We start from the raw sequence: 21,292 nt of genomic DNA, 5'->3' as shown, positions 1-21,292 counted from the left end.
GTTATGAAACTAAGATTTAAACATCAAGGTTTTCAGGTAGAGGCAGCACGCAATGTGGTACGTGCCTTCCAAGGACAACCCTATCACGATAAAGTTGGATATATCATGGATCAAGGAACGAGCCGGCAGACCAAAGCCTTTGATACGAAAGGCTTTGGCAATGCTCCGCTCACACTCGACCGTGGCGACATCAAAGAGAATGTGCGTGCCATACAGATGGAGCAAGGCTTGAAGCCTATCGACCATTTGGAGGGCGAGGGCGTACACCTCACCATTGAGATGGAGACGGGTACTGGTAAGACCTATACCTACATCAAGACAATGTACGAACTGAACAAGCATTATGGCTGGAGCAAGTTTATCATCGTGGTGCCGAGTGTGGCTATCCGTGAAGGTGTGTATAATAGTTTTAGGACAATGCAAGACCACTTTGCCCATGAATATGGTAAGCGGATGCAATACTTCATCTACAACTCGAAGCAACTCACCAAGATAGACAACTTTGCGAGCGACAAGAACCTGTACGTTATGATTATCAACACGCAGGCGTTCAACTCGTCGCTCAATGAGGATAAGAATCAGGAAGGACGCAGTGGTGACGCCGCCGCCCGATAGACATTCTGTCAAAGACCCACCCCGTGATGATTATCGACGAACCGCAGAGCGTGCTCGGTGCCAATGCCAACAATGCTACCCGAAAGGGTATCAAACTCTTCAATCCGCTTGCGATGCTGCTCTATTCGGCTACGCATCGTGAGGTGATGAACATGGTATATCGTCTTGATGCCATCGATGCCTACAACAAGAAATTGGTGAAGAAAATCGAGGTGAAAGGCATACGCCAAGTGGGAAGTACTGCCACCAATGGTTTTCTCTATCTTGATGAGATAGTGGTAAGCAAAGATAAAAACCCACAGGCACGCATCACCTACGACATCATTGGCAAAACAGGCAACGTGCGCCAGACGACCAAGTTGGTTGGCGAGGGCTTCGATATCTATGAGCAAAGCGGACAGATGGAAGAGTATCGCGACCATTATGTGGTGGAGCGCATAGACGGACGAGCCGGCATGGTGAGACTTCTCAACGGTACGGTGCTGTATGAGGGAGATTCGCAAGGTAAAGTTACCGAAGACATGATGCGAAGAATACAGATACGCGAGACTATCAAGACGCATATCGAACGCGAGCGCACACTCTTTCCAAAGGGTATCAAGGTGCTGAGCCTCTTCTTCATTGACCATGTGAAGAACTATCGCACTTACGACAACGGCGGTAATGGCAAAGGTAAGTTTGCCGAAATTTTTGAAGAAGAATACCATCGAGTGTTGCAAGAGTTGCAACCCACTTTTACTGATGACGCTTACACTCGCTATCTGTCACGTTTCTCGGCAGAACAGGTACACAATGGCTACTTCTCGAAAGACAAGAAGGGCAAGTTTATCGACTCAAAAGTGAAACGTGGTGAGGCGGGCAGCAGTGATGAAAGTGCCTACGACCTGATTATGAAGGATAAGGAACGATTGCTGAGTTTCGACGAACCGACACGTTTTATCTTCTCGCACTCGGCTCTGAAAGAAGGCTGGGACAACCCCAATGTGTTCCAGATTTGCACGCTGAAGAACAGTGCCAATGAGACCAACAAACGTCAGGAGGTAGGACGTGGTATGCGCCTTTGCGTTAACAAAGACGGTGAGCGTCAAGATGCCAATGTGTTGGGCAACAAAGTATTCGATACCAATGTGTTGACCGTGATAGCCAGCGAAAGTTACGAGCAGTTCTCCAAGCAGTTACAGCACGAGATTGCCGATGTGGTGAGCGACCGCCCTGTGGTCATCACCCCGACACTCTTTGTGGATCACGTCTATGAAACGGCAGAGGGCAAAAAGGTGAAAATAACGGTAGATGATGCCCGAAAGATATACAACCGGCTCATTAAGTGCGACTATGTGGACGACGATGGCAAACTGACCGATATCTACTTTGAGGAAAAAGAAACCGAAACTCTCAACTTTGGCGACCTGTTTAATGACATCAAAGAGGGTATTATACAGACATTGGATAAAGTCTTTAATCCGAATGCCGTCAAGCCGGGTGATGCCCGCAAACCAAAGAAGGCGAACTTCCAAGAAGAGCAGTTTAAGAAGAAGCAGTTCCAGGAACTGTGGAAGCGCATCAATGTCAAGACTTACTATAAGGTGGATTTTGATACGGCAGACCTTATCCACAAGTCTGTTGATGCCATCGACAAACGCCTCTGTGTAACAGAGATACGTCTTGTGATGGAGGAAGGGAGCATGGAAGAGATACGCGACAAAGAACAGCTCAAAGCCGGGGCTGCAATGGTACGAGAGAAAGCACGCACTTATCATGTGCGTGAGACGGTTGGCACGGGCGTGGCATACGACTTGATTGGCAGACTGGTGGCTGCTACCGGACTTACCCGTAAAACTATCGTGGCAGTCTTGAAGGGTATCAAGCCTGAGACATTCCATCAGTTTAAGATGAATCCGGAGGAGTTTATCCGCAAGGTAGGCAACATCATAAACGACGAAAAGGCAATGGCGGTGGTGCAGAAGATATGCTACGAACGCACCGACAATACCTACGATGTGGACATATTCACCGAAGATACCCTGCGTGGCAAGATAGGTATCAATGCCATCGAGAGCACGAAATCACTCTACGACCTTGTAGTGGTAGATAGCGAGGGCGTGGAGAAACGGTTCGCCGAGTCTTTGGAGACGCACGATGAGGTGGCTGTCTATACCAAACTGCCATGTGATTTTTATATCAATACGCCGATGGGTCACTACAATCCGGACTGGGCGATAGCTTTCAACGAAGGCACAGTGAAGCATATCTACTTTGTAGCTGAGACCAAAGGCAACGAATGGCAACGCTCCCAACTCCGTGGTGCAGAAGATGCCAAGCTCGAATGTGCCGCCCGCCACTTCGAAGCCATCAGCCAGAGTGGTGATGTGGTGTATGGCGTAGCAAAAGACTACAAGACATTATATGATAAGGTGATGAAATAAGTTGAAAAATTATGGCAGTAGGAACGACTAAATATAAACTGCTCGGCAATTTAGCCGAAATCGGTGAGTAAAACCGCCGAATTTGGTCGGTAATTTCGGCGAAATTGAGATACGGTTAAGCACAAACGGGACACCGGTTCGGGGTAAAGGATAACGTAAATGGTTTGAACTTCTGCAAAGTAACGGAATTGTTTTCCGATTTTTTTCACGGCGGCGGACTTGCCACATGACGCGCATGTCGTATCAGCGACGGCTTGCGCCGAGAGTCTTTTCCCCACTCGCGCTACTTGCGTATATGTGTCTTTTGAAACATTTCATCCATACTTAATTGTTACCGATTACGATTGGATTGTGTACAAAGCGACGAATAAATTCAAAAGACATGACCGAAAAGAGAAAAGCATGCCCCAAAAAACATGTTGAAAAAAGAACCGATACGGCTGAAACAGATGGTAAAAACTATTTTTACGTATGTTGATGCCACATTGTGTGGGGTTGAAATTTTATCCCCAATCTGTCATTAGAACCCTCAACCGGTTTTGTTCGATTGTTGAGCAGATGTGCAGCCGTTTCATCGAAGGCGTAGCGGGCTACATCGAGATGAAATGGCTGTGCAGATCAGCAAGCGGGCTAAAGCGTTTGGGAAGCGTAACTGCAATGGCAAATCTAAGCAAATGCGGTATAATGACCGATTCGGGTTTATGGAAAACGTCATTAAAAACTCGTTCAAAACCAAAGAATGTCACAATACTTCGCCCTCCGAAATGCCGTAAACCTATCCTCGGAGAAACGGGGAAGGGGAACGCAACGTACAGGCACATATATCCGCGGACAGACACGGGCGTACTGTCCGTAAAAACAACAAATACCATGCTACGATAAGGCAAGCGTCATATGTTTAATGTGGTAAGTTCGGAGATATTGCCGAAGATTTCCCGAGAAAACATGAAAAAGGACAAAATTATGCTTTTTTATTTTGTTATTTAAATTGTTTTTAAGACCTTTGCACTCACTATATTCTTAAATCTAAATAACGTCAAACAATTAAAATGGCTGAACAAGGCAAATTAGAAATCAAGGAAATCGAACAAGTAGTAGTCCGGTTTTCGGGAGATTCCGGCGACGGTATGCAACTTGCCGGCAATATCTTCTCAACAGTTTCTGCTACAGTGGGCAACGGCATAAGCACGTTCCCGGACTATCCTGCAGACATTCGGGCTCCGCAAGGCTCACTTACCGGTGTGTCAGGATTCCAAGTACACATCGGCTCGGGCAAGGTTTACACGCCCGGCGACAAATGCGATGTGCTCGTGGCAATGAACGCCGCGGCTTTGAAAACACAGTACAAGTATGCAAAACCACAGGCTACAATTATCATCGACACCGACTCTTTCGGTGCGAGCGACCTGAAAAAGGCGGCATTCCGAACGGAGGACTATCTCGGCGAGATGGGCATCGATCCGGATCGCGTAATACAATGCCCCCTTACGAAGATGGTAAAGGACTGCCTCAAGGATACCGGCATGGACAACAAGGCACAACTGAAATGCCGCAACATGTTTGCCCTCGGTATAGTATGCTGGCTGTTCAACCGCGACATAAATCTCGTGGGAAATTTCCTGCGTGAGAAATTTGCAAAGAAACCGGAAATTGCAGAGAACAACATCAAAGTGGTTCAGGCAGGATACGACTACGGACACAACGTTCACGCCAGCGTTCCGGCAACCTACCGCATCGAATCGAAGCACAAGGTGGCAGGTCGCTACATGGACATCACCGGCAACAAGGCAACGGCATACGGACTGATTGCCGCCGCCGAGAAAGCCGGCATGCGCCTGTTCCTCGGTTCTTACCCCATCACTCCCGCCACCGACATACTGCACGAGTTGGCAAAGCACAAGTCGCTCGGTGTGATAACGGTACAGTGCGAGGACGAAATTTCGGGCTGCGCCAGTGCCATAGGCGCATCTTTTGCCGGTGCGCTTGCGGTAACATCGACATCGGGCCCCGGTGTATGTCTCAAGAGCGAGGCGATAAACCTCGCCGTAATCGACGAACTCCCGCTCGTAATCGTTGACGTACAACGCGGAGGCCCGTCAACCGGTCTGCCGACGAAGAGCGAGCAAACCGACCTGTTGCAGGCTCTATACGGTCGAAACGGTGAAAGTCCGATGCCCGTCATCGCCGCACTCTCGCCCACCGACTGCTTCGATGCTGCCTACGATGCTTCAAAGATTGCCGTAGAACATCTCACACCGGTGATACTCCTTACCGACGCATTCATAGCCAACGGCTCGTCGGCATGGTTGCTGCCCGACATAAACAAATTGCCGGAGATAAAGCCTCACTATGCTCTTCCGGAACAGAAAGGCAAATATACGCCGTACGAACGTGACCCGAAGACAGGCGCACGCTACTGGGCAATACCCGGAACAGAGGGTTACACACACATTCTCGGTGGTCTGGAAAAAGACGGCAAGACCGGTGCAATATCAACAGATCCGGAAAACCACAACCTCATGTGCCGTCTGCGTGCAGAGAAAGTGGCACGCATAGAAGTTCCCGATGTGGAAGTGTTCGGTGATAAGGACGATGCCGAACTGCTGCTCGTGGGCTTCGGTTCCACTTTCGGACATCTTTATTCTGCAATGGAAGAACTCCAAAAACAAGGCAGAAAGGTTGCACTCGCACAATTCCGTTACATCAATCCGCTGCCGAAGAACACCGAAGAAGTGCTCAGACGGTATCCGAAAGTGCTCGTTGCCGAACAGAACCTCGGTCAGTTCGCCGCTTACCTGCGCACAAAGATTGACGGTTTCGTGCCATACCAATACAACGAAGTGAAGGGACAACCGTTCCAAGTGAATGAGATAGTAGAGTTCGTAACCCAAAAATTCTAATCAAAATGTACACAGCAAACGATTATAAAAAGGGACAACCCCGTTGGTGTCCGGGTTGCGGAGACCACTTTTTCCTTGCATCGCTCCACAAAGCGATGGCCGAAATCGGCGTAGCACCGCACGAGACGGCAGTGATATCGGGCATCGGCTGCTCAAGTCGCCTGCCATATTATGTCAATACCTACGCCATGCAGACAATACACGGTCGTGCGGCGGCCATCTCCACGGGTGCAAAGGTGACAAACCCCAACCTCACAGTATGGCAGATTTCGGGCGATGGCGACGGACTTGCCATCGGCGGAAACCATTTCATACATGCCATGCGCCGCAACATAGACATAAACATCATTCTGCTCAACAACCGCATCTACGGACTTACCAAAGGTCAGTACAGCCCGACATCGCCGCGCGGCTTTGTGTCGAAGTCATCGCCATACGGCACCGTGGAAAACCCGTTCCGTCCGGCAGAGTTGTGTTTCGGTGCCCGCGGTAATTTCTTCGCCCGTTCGGTTGCCACCGATGCCAAGGGTACACAGGAAATTCTGAAAGCGGCAAAACTGCACAAGGGTGCCGCCGTATGCGAGATATTGCAGAATTGTGTCATCTTCAACAACGGTGTATATGACCCGGTATATACCAACGACGGTCGCAAGAAGAACTGCATCTACGTGCGCCACGGCGAGAAACTTATTTTCGGCGAGAACAACGAGTTCGGTCTCGTGCAGAAAGGTTTCGGTCTTAAGGTGGTGGAAATCGGCAAAGACGGATATACACTCGACGATGTTTTGGTGCACGACGCACACTGCGAAGACAACACCTTGCAACTGAAACTTGCCGAGATGTGCAACGAAGACGGCTTCCCGGTAGCACTCGGAGTAATCCGCGATGTGGAATCGCCTACTTACAACGATGCGGTATATGCACAGATAGAAGAAGTTTCGGCAAAGAAGAAATATCACAATTTCAGCGAATTGCTCGAAACCAACGACACATGGGAGGTTAAATAATCCTTTTGACACTTTTATAACGAAAGGATATTAACAAAAAGCGCGGGAGTGTGAAGAACTTGTTTCTTCTACTCCCACGCTTTCTTTTTACGACTTACAAGATGTTCTGCAATACCGCTTTGTAACAATATGCTCCGCTGTCCGCACCGCAACGGAAAGACAACGAGGGGCATCGAAATACTTCGACAAAACAAACCAAATGGCAGAAGATAATGCTTATGTTTTTAACCCGAATCTGTCATTAGAACCCTCAACCGCTTTTGTTCGATTGTTGAGCAGATGTGCAGCCGTTTCATCGAAGGCGTAGCGGGCTACGTCGAGATGAAACGGCTGCACAGATGTCAGCAAGCGGGCTGAAGCGGTTGGGAGTCGTAACGGCAATGGCGAACCTAAGCAAATGTGGTTTAATGACCGATTTGGGTTTAACACATCCTCTACCGGTCAACGGGCGGTAAACTTGTAGAAGTAAATAATCTGCTTTAATTCCGTTGCCGGGTGTTCCGTGCGGTTTACCTCCACAAACTTATATTCCGTGTGTCGGGCGAAAAATGCAGTGCGGTCGCCATCGGCAATCATGAGGAATCCGTGACACGGAGACGATTTCTCAAACTGTTTGATGCGATCGCCAAGGTAGAAATTTGTGCCGAAGAAATGCATCATGGGTTCTTCAACAAAAGAATACAGGTGATCGACAGGCAATGTCTTGCTTATCTCCATTGCAAGCGGGCGGTCGCTTTTCACGTTCTGTATGGCAGGAAGGAGCAAACCGTAAAGGCATACATATATGGCTGTTACGGGTATTAGAGACAAATAATGGGCATTATTTCCCACCTTCGCTTTAGACGTGTCAACCGTTGAAGCCGTACCGCGTGACGAACTGCGGGCAAGTTTTACAATTACATAGATGCCGGCAACAATGGGGACAAGCATGAGCAAGATGCTGACAGGCGTGAAACCGATGTCCTGAAGTGCGGCAAAAATCTGTCGGTTCTGCCAAGCATGCCTGCCGTGGAAAGAGTCGGGGGCAACGAGGTGAAACTGCAATGCGGCACAGACTGTGCCGAGAAGCAACGCCATGACTCCCATGATGCCGGAGAAGATTTTTACGGCAAGGGGTTTCCGGCGTGCAATACGTGTAATCCACTCTGCCAGCAGCCATGCCATGAAAGGATAGGCGGGCAGAAGATATACACTGCGCTTGCTCTTGGGAATGCAGTAAAAAGCCACCACGATGATGAAAGCCACCCACGTGTAAAGTTCCAACGGCTCCATATTCCTCAGTCGGGCAAGCCATCCGCAAGGCTTGTCAATAAATCGTCTCGCATACGTGAAATGTTTTTTGCGCAGGAAAAATAACGATACGAGCGGCAGAAGTATCCAAGGCAGCCACCCTGTCATAAGGGTCTGAAAATTATAGAACACGTTGTGTACATGACTCTCATACGACATCTTGCCGAGCATTCGCAACACGTTCTCCTCATATACCAACGCCAAAAACTCGTCGCCTCCCTGACGATAGGCTGCAAAATACCAGCACAGTGGAAGTATCAGGGCAAGAACCGACGACAACAGCAGTATGGAAAAAGGGCGAAGGAGAGAACTGCAAGACAGACTGTGGCAGGACACGGTACATTGTTCCTTCCCTGTCGTTCCTTCTTTTACATTCCTACCCCTCAACAACAAGAATGTACCTGCAACCCCGCAGGGAAGTATTATCCCCACCGGACCTTTTGTAAGCACCGCCCCGCTCATAAAAAGCACCGCCCACAATGGTATTCCGCGGCATCCGCCCTCTATCCATTTGTACAGTAACATGATTGCAAACACTATGAACATTGTGAGCAGCATATCCACACGACAGTTCACTCCCGACCGATATACCTCGAAAGATGTCAGTGTCAGCATGGCGGCAAGGAATGCCGTAGAGTTGTCTCTGCGTTTCGAGTAGAACCAAAACATCAGTCCTATCATTGCCGTCAACGATAGTGCTGAAGGCAGTCGCGACGTTGCCTCGCTCACATATCCTTGCGGCAGCGAGCACAGTGCCGCCGTCCAGTGGAAGAGTGGCGGTTTGTAAGCGATGTCTCCTCCGTTGTTCACCGGCAATATCCAATTACCCGTTTTCAGCATTGTCACTGCCACTATGGCCTCACGCGGTTCTCCTTTCGAGTTGTATTCCGTCAGCGGGAGAAACGTTATCAGCATTGCCGCACATATCGCCACCACTGCCGCAAGCATCGTTTTTCTACTCTTCATATATCCAATTCCTTGTTTGTTTTTTATCTTCGTGTTTATGCAAATATCATTTTTCTGAAATCAATCAGCGACAACGACTCTGCCTTTCGTTGAACTCTGCCGTCTCTATCATTGCGAACACATAACGTCTCAGCACATCGGTGGCTGCCCCGGGTTTCATCTCTGCCAACTGCCAACCGGGCATCACGCCGTACGTAAAACTTTTCTGCATTTCGGGAGAATAGATGAATACCTGCTCGTTGTTGCGTGCCACGATTTGATTGTCGGCACTGTAGAACACCATCTCGCGCGGATGCCGCAACAAATCCTGCCCGAAACCGTCGAACGTGTATCCAATGCCCATAATTCCGAGCAGCGTGGGCATCACGTCTATCTGACACCCCGGCCCTTCATACACCTGTGGCTGAATGCCGCAACCGAACATCATCAGCGGTATGTGATTGTAACTTTGGGGCAGTTCGGCATCTGCCTTGCCAACAAGTTTGCCGTGGTCGGCGAGTACGACGAATATGGTGTTGTCGTACCACGGCTGTCTTTGTGCCGCTTGCAGAAAATCTCCTATGCAGCGGTCGGCATATTCCACTATTTGTGTCTCCGGCTCTTTGCTCCTGCACTTGAACCCTTCGGGTATCACATACGGCGGGTGGTTGCTTATCGTCAGCACGGTTGCCATGAAAGGTTTGCCCGTTTTCGCCTGCCGGTTTATCTTATCGAGTGCGAATTCGAAAAGGAAACCGTCGTTCACCCCGAAGGCATTGACAACCTTGTCGGCCGGATAATCCTCCTGCGCATATATGTCATCGTAGCCGTTCTGTGCGAAGAAAGCCTTCATATTGTCGTATTGCGACTCATGTGTCATAAAAAACATGTTGTGATAGCCATTCTCCTTGAGAACCGTAGGAAGCCCCGTTCGTCTCGGCGTAACGGTGCCTTTCATAAGGTTTCGCTTCATAATGGCAGGACACGAGTAAAGTGTCCCGGTCATTCCCATGTTGGTGTGGATGCCCGTGCTGTAGAAATTGCTGAACGACAGCGATGTCTTGTACAGTCTGTCGAGTACCGGCGTAAGTTCCTCCCGCGCCCCAAAACTTTTCATAAAGTTTGCAGACATCGACTCCATGAGTATTATCACAACATTGGGACGTGACTTTACAGAATCTCCCGCCATCTCCCTTCTGAGCACATAGAGACTATCCACAGAGCCGGTTATTCCGAGACTGTGCCGTGCAATCGTAACTGCCTCGGCAGTGGGCATGAGGTTTAGCGAGCGATTTTCCTTTCGCATGTCGTCGAGGGCACTCGTGAGTAGATTGAAAGCAGGGTTTATGCCGAGTTGATTGAGGAAAGAGTCGTTACAGTAATATGCCGCACTTATCTTTATCGGATTGTATCCCGTGCGCCCTCTGATGCCGAAAAAACACAGTCCGAGCAACACCGATGTTACGACAAGTCTCAAAGCAATGCCCGACGGACGGCGTTTGCCGGCATCGGTACCCCGAATGTCAACGAACGTGCGTTTCTCGATAAACCACAACAGGCGTACGAATATTGCCGTGACGACAATGAAAAGAATTATGTATAACCACCAACTGCTCTCTTGAAACATCATTCCCGCCGTGGTGCCGGTATATCCGAACCACTCGAAAATACCCGAGTTGATGTTCTTGAAAAAGAAACCGAAATATGGTATGTTGGCAGCCGATACGGCGAATGCCAGAGTATAAAATATCGAGAACCACCACACGGCAAACCGCCGCCACCCTCTGTTGTGACTGTGGAAGCACGCCGCGAGCATCACAACGAACATAGGCGCCACCATTATATAGCAAGCCGTAACGTTGTCGAACCACACTCCGCGCACAAACGCCCCCGTCTGCAGCCATGTCTCGCCTTTAACGGCAGGTGTGAGCAGGTCTTTCAGTGCGACGAACTCTGTTATGCGGAACATGCTGAGCATGGCAAGTCCCAGCAAATGTATCTTTAACAAGAATGTTATAGTCTTTCCAAAACGTTTCATATCTGTTGTTTGTTGAATGCCATTGCTTTGTTGACGGCATGGCAGTGATTGGCAAACGGTTGACAGCCTTGCCGTTCGATTTCATTGTTATTTTTCATTATTTTGCTTTATCCTGTATTTCTGACGGGGATGATGAGGAATGTCGTACATCTTTTCTATTACATCAGATAGTTGTGGAAGAACTCTGTCTCTTATATATACAGGATTCCTTCCGACTTCAAGTGCAATTTCATCAGCAGTTCTCCAATTGGTGCAATAAGCCACTATAAGTGCCCGTAATTCCGATTGAGAGTATCTTTTTTTATCATTAAGTCTTACATTATCACTGTTAAGTCCTACATTAGTATCATTAAGTCCTACATTAGTACTGTTAAGTCCTACATTAGTACTGTTAAGTCCTACATTAGTACTGTCAAGTCCTACATTAGTACTGTCAAGTCCTACATTAGTATCGTTAAGTCCTACATTTATTCCATAAACACGGTATTTTGTACCTCTTCCATGTCCGTATGAATCCAATAATTTCTGAGAACACATCTTGCTTAGCATTTTTGTGATGTCCGCCCGATGTATTCCCAAGGCATATTGCAGTCGTTCATTAGTTATTTCTTCTTCAGAATATGCCATCGCCAGTGTCAGCAATTGATGACGAGGCAACTTTTCTATAATCTTCCCAAAATGTTCTACAAGTACCTTTATTATCGATTTATCTAATAAGGATTCCATCGACAACGTCAATACTACTTTATTGGGATGCTTCTTCTCAACGAGATAAGGACGTTTCCAATTAAGTTCTTCCCAACCACGCATAATCTTATCTACACCACTTCCTGCTTTCTCTGCTGATCCTAAAAAAGTGAACATTGTCTGTAGATACTTGTTTCTGCAAATACTTTCTCCTCCTTGATAATATTGTTTTATCGAAATCAACATGATGCCTGGATTTGAGAACACCATCTTATTTGGGTATTTATATATATTCAACGAAGCATTCTCCGTATAGTCTGCATGTACTAATGCATTGGTCAATGCCTCTCTGACAGCCACATGAGCCTGTGTCTCCGTTCTTCTTTGATTGCCTTTCAATTGGAAAGGTTTAGGAAGGAAATTCTGTAAGATGGGAAGTGTCCGGCTATAGAACTGGAACAAATTCGATTCCCAATTCCCGTCAGGACAAATTCGATTCACCCATCTGTCTTTTGGGTCTTGTATCTCCTGATAGTCGGGGAAGAAATTAGGATTTTCGTCCATGATGGCACTATATGTTCCGAACATCAACAGTCCTGCGTAAGTCAAGCCATACTTGCCCGTCTTCCTGTCTTTTCTGAACACATTAAGTTTCTCCAAAAATTTATCTTCAGGTAATGCATTCCACACATGATCAGGATTCCATTGTTCAAATCTGCGACGATATTGCTTGATAGAGTCTAAATCCAAATCATTCTTGCTGAAATTCTCCAAAATACGTCCATCTACAGGACTTGCCAAGTTCGCATCTGCAAACATGCTGTTCACTTCCTCACGCGAACAATGGTAATCCCCGTCAAGGTCACGCCGATAAGTTCCCGTATAAGGGTCAAGTCCGCAATACACAGGTCTCAGACTTCTGTCAACTCTTGGAATATAGAAAAGCAGAAAACAGGCATCTTCATGTTTTATTGTACGTACATCATTTTCTTTCAGTAATGCAATATTCACACTCTCCTTGCTGTGCATTCTGTTAAAGAAATCCTTTTCGTACTTTCTAACCTGCTCTTCTGTCAGACCGTCAAGGAAATACTGCTCATCTTTTTCTTTGATACCAAAGACAATAACGCCCCCGTCCGTATTGGCAAACGATGAATATGTTTCCCAAAACGAAAGAGGAAATCCTCCTCTCGCCGACTTGAACTCCAAATCGCTCGACTCCTTATCTTGTAGAAACTGTTCCAACACAAGTTGCAAGTCTTCATATTCATATACTCGTTTCATAATCTTATGCCATATCTATGTTTCCTTTTCTTAAACACTTAAATGTTTGGAAATCGTTGCAGGATATTTGCAAATCTGTCCGGCAAGCCATTCATTACCATTCTGCAAACATAACAACTTTGATTCCGTTAAATCTACATTATTCTTAAAGTTGTATTCTGTTCACAAAGGTAATAAAATATCTGCATAATAAATGAGATTTTCAGATAATTTACCCCGATAAGTGATGATAAATTGCGTAAGGAACTTGAGATTTCTGCAAAAACAACTAATTTTGCGAAGGTCTCAATGTTTTGTTTATAATCAAAATTTAAAGGAGCATTAAACTTTCTTATACCGAATTTACATTATATAAATTTCTTCGCGTAGCATTTTTGGATGATTTACGATTGTTGGTTTAAACTCTTCGACAAGCAGAAGGGGTAAAGTTGATTTTAATTGCACTTCGCATTTATGTGGAAACATAGGGGCATAAACTTGCTTTCTTTGTTTAGAACGACTTCCCGAAACTTATGTATGGCACCAAATAGAGACGGTCGAGTGTGTGCTTGCCGCCCAGTCCGAACGACGGTGACAGTCCGGCACGGAACGTGAAACCCCTGCAAGGCTGCAGTCGGTAGCCGATGTTGCCGAAAATATAGTAGGTGAAGAATTTTTTTTCTCTTTCACATGCCCGGCGTACTCATGGTATTTATAACCCCCTTTTTCCTTAATGTCGTATATGTCGTATTCATTTTTTCCTATAAGATAGCCAATGTTAGTGCCAATGCCGAGTTCGAGTTTGCTTTTTTTCTTGCCCAATAGATAATTCATGCGCGGCACAAAGGAGATAAGATGATATTGTTCGACACTGTTAAATAAGTTGCTCGACTTGGAATATCCCCATGCCAATCCTGCCGAGTATCCCCACCCGTTATTTCCTTTCAGACGGGAGTCGTAGTGTAGTCCTATCCCGTTGGAAGATCCAAAAAGTTCTGTCGATATGTTCTTTGTCGTTTTCGTTACGGAAGGTTTGTGATCTCCGGCAGATGCAGGCAATGTGGTGAACAAAACTACTGTTGCTACCAATATTGTTTTTGATGTTTTTCTCATTTTTTTATCATAATGGCGAGTCGTGTAAATTACTGCAATAAAAATATATTTTATATTGTGGGTAATGTTTTGTCATCTTGATTTATGTTCCTATTCCAAAATAGTTGGCACGTTCGGTAATGTATTTCGTCATACTTTTTCGCCTGCTGCCACTTTATACTCGAAAACTGTCTCTCGACCCTCACGTTAGGGTCGAGGGGAAATATTTATATGTTAATAGACGCATGTTTCTACCATTCTGAAGCAACTTTTTCGGTGAATGTCATTTGCTTGATACAGAGTATTTCGAGTGTGCAAAGGTATTAAATTTTTAATGGAATGCAAAAAACGATGCTGTCTTTTATTTTTAATTTTGCTGTTTCTTAAAAACACATTTAAGAAATGTAATATATTTCAAAAAATATTTGTAACTTTGCAAGCGAAATATTTCTTTTTTGTAGTTATATTTCGACATTGAAACTTTTTATACAACCATAAAAAAGGTAAAGGATATAAGCAGTAAATGTATATGTGGAAAGATGAATGTTTTTTTCGGGAATACATCTTTCTGTTTTGTTAAGGTTCAGATAGTCAGTGGTTTATAATTCTTGCTGATATGGCCGAGTTGTGTGGTGATGTGAAAAAAAAGACTGTTTCAAAAGATTGTAATGTCGTAAGATGGTACGTGCTGGTACTACCATACAGACATCATGGTTCGCCATCGGCAGGACTACAAGAGGAACTCGAACTACGTGAGAAGAACGGGGAAACTTTGTTTGAATATTTCGCTCCGTCGTATATGGAAGTAAAGAGTTTACGCGGGAAAATGACAAAGACATCCCGTCCGCTCTTGTTTAACTATGTTTTCGTGCATGCCTCCGAGAAAGAAATATACAAGATGAAATGCGGTACGCTGAAACGATATAATTTTCTGCCGCGGGTGCGTGAAGAGGACAGGCAATATTATCCATATATAACGGACGAAGTCATGGAAAATCTCCGGTGGGTGGCGCGGGCATACGATGACGTACTGCCGGTATATACACCTGAACCGGACAAACTGATGAGAGGCGACAGGGTGAGAATAACCGATGGGCAGTTCATGGGGATAGAGGCAACGGTAATGATACAACCCGGTGCAGGACAAAAGAGCGTTATGGTATGTGTGGAAGACTGGCTTTGGGTGCCGCTGCTACATGTGAAGCAAGGGCAATACGAAGTAGTGGCTTTGAACGAAAGCGGTAAACACATATACACCAAACTCAACAACGACCGCCTTTTCACGAAAATGCACGAGGCCATAATGCGCCACCATTCGGCAGAAGGAGTGACCGATGATGACCGCCGAACTGCTCAAGAAATAATAAACCTCTTCGGCTGTCTCGAAATGCCCACACCGATATTAAGATGCAAACAATATTCTTTGCTGCTTCCGGCGTATCTCGTGTTAGGCAAAACCGATGAAATGGACACATTGCTACAAAAGACTGATAATATATTAAATGGCATAAAGGTAGAGCAAGCCGCAGTTCTCCTTCTTACTACCTTATACGGCTGTACCGGACACGATTGTTATCGGGCGCAGACAAGTAATATAGTAAACCGGTGGAAAGAAGAAGACAATCCTAAAAAGAATAAACGGATAATAATAATGTTCTTCGAAAATTATGAAACCTTGCATTATCCGTGCCTGCACAAAGTTTTAAATTAAACTGTGCAATAAATAAATATCTCTCATTCGGGAATATTTTAATGCGATGAGTTCTTTAAAACAACAAACTATGTCAGGGGTCTTCTGGCAATTTATGCAGAAGATGCTTGGACAGATAATAACATTCGCTGTATCAGTAGTATTAGCACGTCTTATATTACCTTCTGATTACGGTACTGTTGCCCTTGCCGGAATGTACATGCTATTGCTTGGTATATTCATTGATTGTGGTTTAGGTGCCGCGTTGATTCAAAAAAAAGAAGTTGATGATTTGGACTTATCCACAATATTCTGGGCTCAATTATTATTATCAATCATAATATACACGATTGTATTCTTTTCTGCGCCATACTTCTCCGAAATGTTCAAGGATGACAGGTTGACACCGATACTCCGTGTGTCTGCATTGTTAATGCCTCTCGGTACTTTGTCAACCATACAGACTTCCATAATAAGCAGGAAGATGGCGTTTAAGACTTATTTTTACACAACATTCGTCAGTTCGCTATTATCAGGTGGCATAGGCATTTTTATGGCTTTCAGGGGATATGGTGCATGGGCATTGGTGGGGCAAAATATGTCAAGTAGCATAATTGGCACACTTGCTGTTTATTTTCAAGTCAGGTGGCTGCCAAGTTTTAAGTTTTCCAAAGAAAGATTTCTTGGTTTATTTTCGTATGGATGGAAGTTTTCAAGTTCAAGTTTTTTAGGCACGATATTTTTTCAGTTACGTGGATATATCATCGGTTTTTATTATACAAATGCAGATTTGGCTTTTTATAACAGAGGAGAAGGCATTCCCGGAATAATAAACAGGAATATTTCAGGAACTGTCAGCAGTGTTCTTTTTCCGGTCTTGACAAAGTTACAAGACGACAAAATGGCAGTAAAAAGAGCACTGAGTCGTTCAATGAAAACCTGTAGCTACCTTATGATGCCGCTTCTTTTTGGTTTGGCAGCAATTTCAGACAAGCTTGTAGTATTGTTATATACAGAGAAATGGAGTCCGTGCATACCTTTTATGCGGGTTATATGTGTAATGGAACTTTTTAATTTGTTGTCAATGGCAAACCTGCAAGCACTAAATGCTATTGGAAAGGCGGATGTGGTTTTGAAGTTGGAAATTTACAAGAAACCACCATTGGTGGTCATTCTTGTCATAACAGCCATGATAAGTCCTTTAGCTATTTGTGTCGGAATGCTAATATATTCATTGTGGGCATTCATCGTGAATGCTTTTCCCAATCGTAAATTAATTTCTTATCCAATAAAAGAACAGTTGAAAGATGTAGTAGAAAATGTGCTTTTGTCTTTTATTATGGTAATAGTAGTGGTTTTATTGGGTAGATTGTTGCCATTCAGTGACATGATTATAATTGCGCTTCAGATTACAATTGGAATCGCAATTTACATACTATCTTCTATACTGATGAAGAATGAGAGTTACTTATATTTAAAATGTAATTTTAAATCTTATTATTTTAAAAAGAAAATAAATGCAGAATAGTTTGTATTTATTGCACAGAGAATGGCTCCGTTTTTTAAGAAGCAATATATAGCACATGCACGTCATAGGGGAACTGCTCCGGAAAATACAATTTTATTGTATGAGCATGTGATAGAATCTTTAGGATATGGCATTGTTGAAGGTGATGTTGTATTTACGAAAGATGGTGTTGGCATATTGAATCACAGTATCTTTTTGGAGGCATATATTAATAAAGCAAAGGTTACTATTGATGTTACAAAGACCTCTTATGATGAATTGAAATCATATTCTTTGTCATGTGAAAGTTTCATCCCTATTACATGTGTTGAAGAGTTTATAAAATTTGGGAAATGTAAAGACGTATGGGTGATGCTTGATCTTACTTTCCAGAAATATTCATATTCAAATTATAAATACCTATACAACTTGGCGTGTAAATATGATATGAAACAACGGATAATATGGGGAGATCCTGATTTCTTTAAACTTGCATTGATTGACAGGAAACTGATATGTCAGCTTGGCGGATCATGGGGACGTAAGATGTTGATAGAGGCGGCATTTAAATCACTGCTTTGCAAGAAAATGATAATGTCTTTTAGTTATTATGGAGGTGACATAGAACAGTTCGAAAAAATTGTACGTTATGGTCACAGATTGGGATTTGTTATGAAAGTCGCCACTGTAAATGACGCTGAGACTGCTGATAGATTTTGGAGAATTGGAACAGATTTGATTAATACGGATGTGCTTTTAAACGAAATGATATAATGAAAAAAGTTTTGACAGTAGGTGTGTATGACATGTTACACATAGGTCATGTCAATTTATTCAGGCGAGCAAGGAAACTTGGTGATTGGCTAATTGTTGCTGTTCAGGAATCAGACGTTGTTTTGAAGTTTAAACCGGGAACGCAGTTAATATACGGCACAGAGGAACGTATGTATATGGTAAAGGCCATAAGGTATGTTGATGAGGTGATTACTTATGAAGGGATTGACGAACTTGTTAAGACTTGCGACTTTGATGTCTTAGCCACAGGACCGGATCAGACACATGAGGGTTTTCAACGTGCAATAGAATGGTGTATTAAACATGGTAAGGAAACGATTGTGGTTCCACGTACAGAAGGAGTTTCTTCATCATGGTTAAAAGAACAAATAAAGACAATGTAGAATATATGCAACAAATTTCATTAAAAATAGAAGAAATACAAGAAGTTTCTCTTAGAATTCTGAAAAGAATTACTAGTGTTTGTGAGGAACATGGATTTCGTTATACACTTGCTTTTGGCACATTAATAGGTGCTATAAGGCATAAAGGGTTTATACCATGGGATGATGATGTGGATATTTTGATGCCTCGTCCAGACTATGAGAGATTTATTCTATATTTGACAAATCACCCAATAGAAGATCTCAAGGTATTTAATTGGAAGTGTGTTAAAAACTACCCATTAGGAATAACACGTATTTGTGACATGAGATATAGGGTTCTTGAAAATAATTTTATTGATTTTGATCATGGAATATTTGTAGATGTTTACCCTGTTGATGGACTTGCAAACTCATATAATGATGCAAAAAAAGCCTTTGATAGGACTGCAAAGGAAAGGGATGAACTTTTTATGTCTGCTATAAAAAAATATAGAGAAATTAGATTAGTGGAGTTTTTTAAAAATCCAAGATTAACGTTATCAAAACTTCGCAGGCGCATTCTTGGTATATGTTATTATCAAAGGAAATTAGAAGAAAAAGTTATAAAATATACTTTTGAGGATTATAAATATGTCGGTGTTCCGAATTGGAATTGGGCAAGAATTGTATTTGAGCGCGACTGGTTCAATGACCGCGTAAAAGTACCATTTGAAAATGATGAGTTTTATATAACAAAACATTATGATAAGATGTTAAGAGAAGAATATGGTGATTACATGCAGTTGCCTCCAATTGAAAAACGTGTATATCATCATGGATATATTGCTTACAGAAGATAAATATGAAAAAACCAAGAGTACGAGCGATAGCCTTTTATTTGCCACAGTTCTATCCTACGATAGAGAATGACGAGTGGTGGGCTCCGGGGTTTACAGAGTGGACTAATGTCGGTAAGGCCAAACCGCTGTTTAGAGGTCATATACAACCGCGTGTCCCCGCAGATTTAGGATATTACGATCTTCGTGTTCCGGAAACACGTGTCAAACAAGCAGAGATGGCCAAAGCACATGGAATTGAAGGGTTTTGTTATTGGCATTATTGGTTTAATGGTCACAGACTTTTAGACCGTGTATTTTCAGAAGTTGTGAGTACTGGTGAACCAAATTTTCCATTTTGTCTATGTTGGGCAAATCATTCATGGTATGCAAAAACATGGGATGATAACTCACCTGACAAACTTTTAATAGAACAGACGTACAAAGGCATTGATGATTATACAAATCATTTTTATGCGATGTTGCCTGCTTTTAAAGATTCTCGTTATATTAAAGTTGACGGGAAACCTGTTTTTGGGCTATTCAGTACGAGTTTCAATGATTTTCGTCTTTTTGCAAAGACATGGAATGCTTTAGCAAAGAAAAATGGTATTGAAGAATTTTTCTTTTTTGGACTATGCCAAGAAACATACCAAATTAAGATTGCGATAGAAAATGGATTTAAGCATGTAGTTGTTGACAATCTTGTTGACGCGCACTATCATGCAGACAATAAGATAACAAGAAAAATAGGATTTCTTAAACGTAAGTATTTCCACAAACCTTATGTCGTTCATTATGAAAAATATGTTGATTACACCATAGATTTTTTCAAAAATAATTATGAAACAAATCATCATATAATACCATGTATAGAACCCGGATTCGACCACAGTCCAAGAAGTGGATACCGTGGGACTGTTTTTGATAAGAACACACCCGACAAATGGGGAGAAGTCTGTAAAAATATTATAGATATAATATCAAACAGTCAAACACATAATGACAAATTGATGTTTATTAAGGCATGGAATGAATGGGCAGAAGGAAACTATCTTGAACCTGATATCCATAATGGAAGAGACTTTCTTGAACAACTGAGAGAATCTATATATTAATAATGTTTTAAAAATGGGAATAACAGAAAACCTTTTTAATATTAAGAAACGGCAGTCGAATTTCGAATTGTTAAGGATTCTCTTAATGTTCTTTGTACTAATCGAACATGCAGATTTCCATGTGTTAGGCATTCCAACAAAAGAAGATGTTTTAGGAGCACCAGAATCTGCTATTACAAGAATCTTTTTTGAGTTTATGTCAGTTGGTGCCGTAAATTGTTTTATAATGATATCCGGATGGTTCGGTATAAATATGAAATTTAGGAGTTTTTCTAAATTTCTTTATCAGATATTCTTTTTTTTCATAACCATTTACGTATTTCTTATTATATTAGGTGAAGAATTTAATATTAGGGAAGATATTAAACCATTGTTATTATTCAAGGGAGGTTGGTTTGTCAAGTCATATCTTATTTTGTTGTGCCTGTCTCCCGCTCTGAATTATTTTATAGAACATGCGCCAAGAAATAAACAAAAACATGTTCTTATCTCTTTCTTCTTTTTTCAAACTATATATGGTTGGCTTTCTCCGGATACTGGATTTTTTAACGAAGGATATACTCCAATATCATTTGTGGGACTTTATTTACTTGCTCGTTATCTGAGAACTTCACGCCCTGCATTTTCGAGATATGATCTTTGGTAAAGATTTAATTATAATAATGTCGATAGTAATTTTGCAATCATTATTATCATTCTTATCTATTCTTGGGGGGCATGATGTCACATTTAAAATGATTTC

At 43.3% G+C, this 21,292-nt stretch carries 15 protein-coding genes and 1 pseudogene; 11 read left to right on the top strand and 5 right to left on the bottom strand.

From position 1 onward, the window contains the following. The first annotated feature begins 3 nt into the window (after positions 1-3). The 4 genes and pseudogenes from EII32_RS02780 (at position 4) to EII32_RS02765 (ending at position 6,945) form a co-directional block, all read left to right on the top strand. Positions 4-3,038: pseudogene (locus EII32_RS02780) on the top strand (type III restriction-modification system endonuclease). A 471-nt stretch (positions 3,039-3,509) separates the two neighbouring features. Then, positions 3,510-3,920: a hypothetical protein gene (locus EII32_RS02775; protein ID WP_125233931.1), complete on the top strand. Its 411-nt coding sequence runs from the start codon at positions 3,510-3,512 to the stop codon at positions 3,918-3,920. A gap of 167 nt (positions 3,921-4,087) precedes the next feature. After that, complete coding sequence (locus tag EII32_RS02770) at positions 4,088-5,938, top strand: 2-oxoacid:acceptor oxidoreductase subunit alpha (protein WP_125233930.1); 1,851 nt, start codon at positions 4,088-4,090, stop codon at positions 5,936-5,938. After that, positions 5,938-6,945: a 2-oxoacid:ferredoxin oxidoreductase subunit beta gene (locus EII32_RS02765; RefSeq protein WP_125233929.1), complete on the top strand. Its 1,008-nt coding sequence runs from the start codon at positions 5,938-5,940 to the stop codon at positions 6,943-6,945. Before EII32_RS02770 ends, EII32_RS02765 begins: the two co-directional genes overlap by 1 nt. Positions 6,946-7,161: 216 nt before the next feature. On the opposite strand, the gene EII32_RS02760 is transcribed toward EII32_RS02765, so the two are convergent. The 5 genes from EII32_RS02760 to EII32_RS02740 all read right to left on the bottom strand — a co-directional run bounded on the left by EII32_RS02760 (position 7,162) and on the right by EII32_RS02740 (position 14,281). Further along, positions 7,162-7,374 (bottom strand): hypothetical protein, encoded by a 213-nt coding sequence (locus EII32_RS02760; protein ID WP_125233928.1) that lies wholly within the window; start codon positions 7,372-7,374, stop codon positions 7,162-7,164. A 12-nt stretch (positions 7,375-7,386) separates the two neighbouring features. Beyond that, the gene (locus tag EII32_RS02755; protein WP_125233927.1) at positions 7,387-9,201 is read right to left on the bottom strand and encodes an ArnT family glycosyltransferase; all 1,815 of its coding nucleotides are present in this window, start codon (positions 9,199-9,201) and stop codon (positions 7,387-7,389) included. A 64-nt stretch (positions 9,202-9,265) separates the two neighbouring features. Continuing rightward, positions 9,266-11,218, bottom strand: coding sequence for an LTA synthase family protein (locus tag EII32_RS02750; protein WP_125233926.1), 1,953 nt, complete (start codon positions 11,216-11,218; stop codon positions 9,266-9,268). A gap of 87 nt (positions 11,219-11,305) precedes the next feature. Next, complete coding sequence (locus tag EII32_RS02745; protein ID WP_125233925.1) at positions 11,306-13,189, bottom strand: ATP-binding protein; 1,884 nt, start codon at positions 13,187-13,189, stop codon at positions 11,306-11,308. 510 nt (positions 13,190-13,699) lie between these two features. Beyond that, positions 13,700-14,281 carry a hypothetical protein gene (locus EII32_RS02740; RefSeq protein ID WP_125233924.1) on the bottom strand — a complete coding sequence of 194 codons (582 nt, stop codon included), beginning with the start codon at positions 14,279-14,281 and terminating at the stop codon, positions 13,700-13,702. A gap of 595 nt (positions 14,282-14,876) precedes the next feature. On the opposite strand from EII32_RS02740, the gene EII32_RS02735 reads away from it, so the two are divergent. From EII32_RS02735 to EII32_RS02705, 7 genes are all read left to right on the top strand, one after another. Further along, positions 14,877-15,971 carry a transcriptional regulator gene (locus tag EII32_RS02735; protein WP_125233923.1) on the top strand — a complete coding sequence of 365 codons (1,095 nt, stop codon included), beginning with the start codon at positions 14,877-14,879 and terminating at the stop codon, positions 15,969-15,971. A gap of 70 nt (positions 15,972-16,041) precedes the next feature. Further along, complete coding sequence (locus EII32_RS02730) at positions 16,042-17,478, top strand: lipopolysaccharide biosynthesis protein (RefSeq protein ID WP_158611111.1); 1,437 nt, start codon at positions 16,042-16,044, stop codon at positions 17,476-17,478. A gap of 21 nt (positions 17,479-17,499) precedes the next feature. Continuing rightward, complete coding sequence (locus EII32_RS02725; protein WP_125233921.1) at positions 17,500-18,231, top strand: glycerophosphodiester phosphodiesterase; 732 nt, start codon at positions 17,500-17,502, stop codon at positions 18,229-18,231. Continuing rightward, positions 18,231-18,635 carry an adenylyltransferase/cytidyltransferase family protein gene (locus EII32_RS02720; RefSeq protein WP_125233920.1) on the top strand — a complete coding sequence of 135 codons (405 nt, stop codon included), beginning with the start codon at positions 18,231-18,233 and terminating at the stop codon, positions 18,633-18,635. Before EII32_RS02725 ends, EII32_RS02720 begins: the two co-directional genes overlap by 1 nt. After that, positions 18,605-19,456, top strand: a complete 852-nt coding sequence (locus EII32_RS02715) for a phosphorylcholine transferase LicD (RefSeq protein WP_125233919.1) — start codon at positions 18,605-18,607, stop codon at positions 19,454-19,456. The genes EII32_RS02720 and EII32_RS02715 overlap by 31 nt, the downstream gene beginning before the upstream one ends. Before the next feature lie 2 nt (positions 19,457-19,458). Continuing rightward, on the top strand, positions 19,459-20,550 hold the full coding sequence (locus tag EII32_RS02710; protein ID WP_125233918.1) for a glycoside hydrolase family 99-like domain-containing protein: 1,092 nt from the start codon (positions 19,459-19,461) through the stop codon (positions 20,548-20,550). Positions 20,551-20,563: 13 nt separating this feature from the next. Beyond that, positions 20,564-21,196, top strand: a complete 633-nt coding sequence (locus tag EII32_RS02705; protein WP_125233917.1) for an acyltransferase family protein — start codon at positions 20,564-20,566, stop codon at positions 21,194-21,196. The last annotated feature ends 96 nt before the right edge of the window (positions 21,197-21,292 follow it).

It is taken from the genome of Prevotella sp. OH937_COT-195 (assembly GCF_003932845.1).
Classification (GTDB): Bacteria; Bacteroidota; Bacteroidia; order Bacteroidales; family Bacteroidaceae; genus Prevotella.
Note: the sequence above shows the minus strand (reverse complement) of the source record. Positions and strands in the feature narration are given on the sequence as shown.

Bases quoted from the DNA above. Each gene is read 5' to 3' on its own strand.
- EII32_RS02775 (WP_125233931.1), top strand. From the start codon at position 3,510: ATGTTGATGCCACATTGTGTGGGGTTGAAATTTTATCCCCAATCTGTC.
- EII32_RS02715 (WP_125233919.1), top strand. From the start codon at position 18,605: ATGGTTAAAAGAACAAATAAAGACAATGTAGAATATATGCAACAAATT.
- EII32_RS02720 (WP_125233920.1), top strand. From the start codon at position 18,231: ATGAAAAAAGTTTTGACAGTAGGTGTGTATGACATGTTACACATAGGT.
- EII32_RS02735 (WP_125233923.1), top strand. From the start codon at position 14,877: ATGGCCGAGTTGTGTGGTGATGTGAAAAAAAAGACTGTTTCAAAAGAT.
- EII32_RS02770 (WP_125233930.1), top strand. From the start codon at position 4,088: ATGGCTGAACAAGGCAAATTAGAAATCAAGGAAATCGAACAAGTAGTA.
- EII32_RS02750 (WP_125233926.1), bottom strand. From the start codon at position 11,218: ATGAAACGTTTTGGAAAGACTATAACATTCTTGTTAAAGATACATTTG.
- EII32_RS02730 (WP_158611111.1), top strand. From the start codon at position 16,042: ATGTCAGGGGTCTTCTGGCAATTTATGCAGAAGATGCTTGGACAGATA.
- EII32_RS02710 (WP_125233918.1), top strand. From the start codon at position 19,459: ATGAAAAAACCAAGAGTACGAGCGATAGCCTTTTATTTGCCACAGTTC.
- EII32_RS02740 (WP_125233924.1), bottom strand. From the start codon at position 14,281: ATGAGAAAAACATCAAAAACAATATTGGTAGCAACAGTAGTTTTGTTC.
- EII32_RS02755 (WP_125233927.1), bottom strand. From the start codon at position 9,201: ATGAAGAGTAGAAAAACGATGCTTGCGGCAGTGGTGGCGATATGTGCG.
- EII32_RS02705 (WP_125233917.1), top strand. From the start codon at position 20,564: ATGGGAATAACAGAAAACCTTTTTAATATTAAGAAACGGCAGTCGAAT.
- EII32_RS02745 (WP_125233925.1), bottom strand. From the start codon at position 13,189: ATGAAACGAGTATATGAATATGAAGACTTGCAACTTGTGTTGGAACAG.
- EII32_RS02725 (WP_125233921.1), top strand. From the start codon at position 17,500: ATGGCTCCGTTTTTTAAGAAGCAATATATAGCACATGCACGTCATAGG.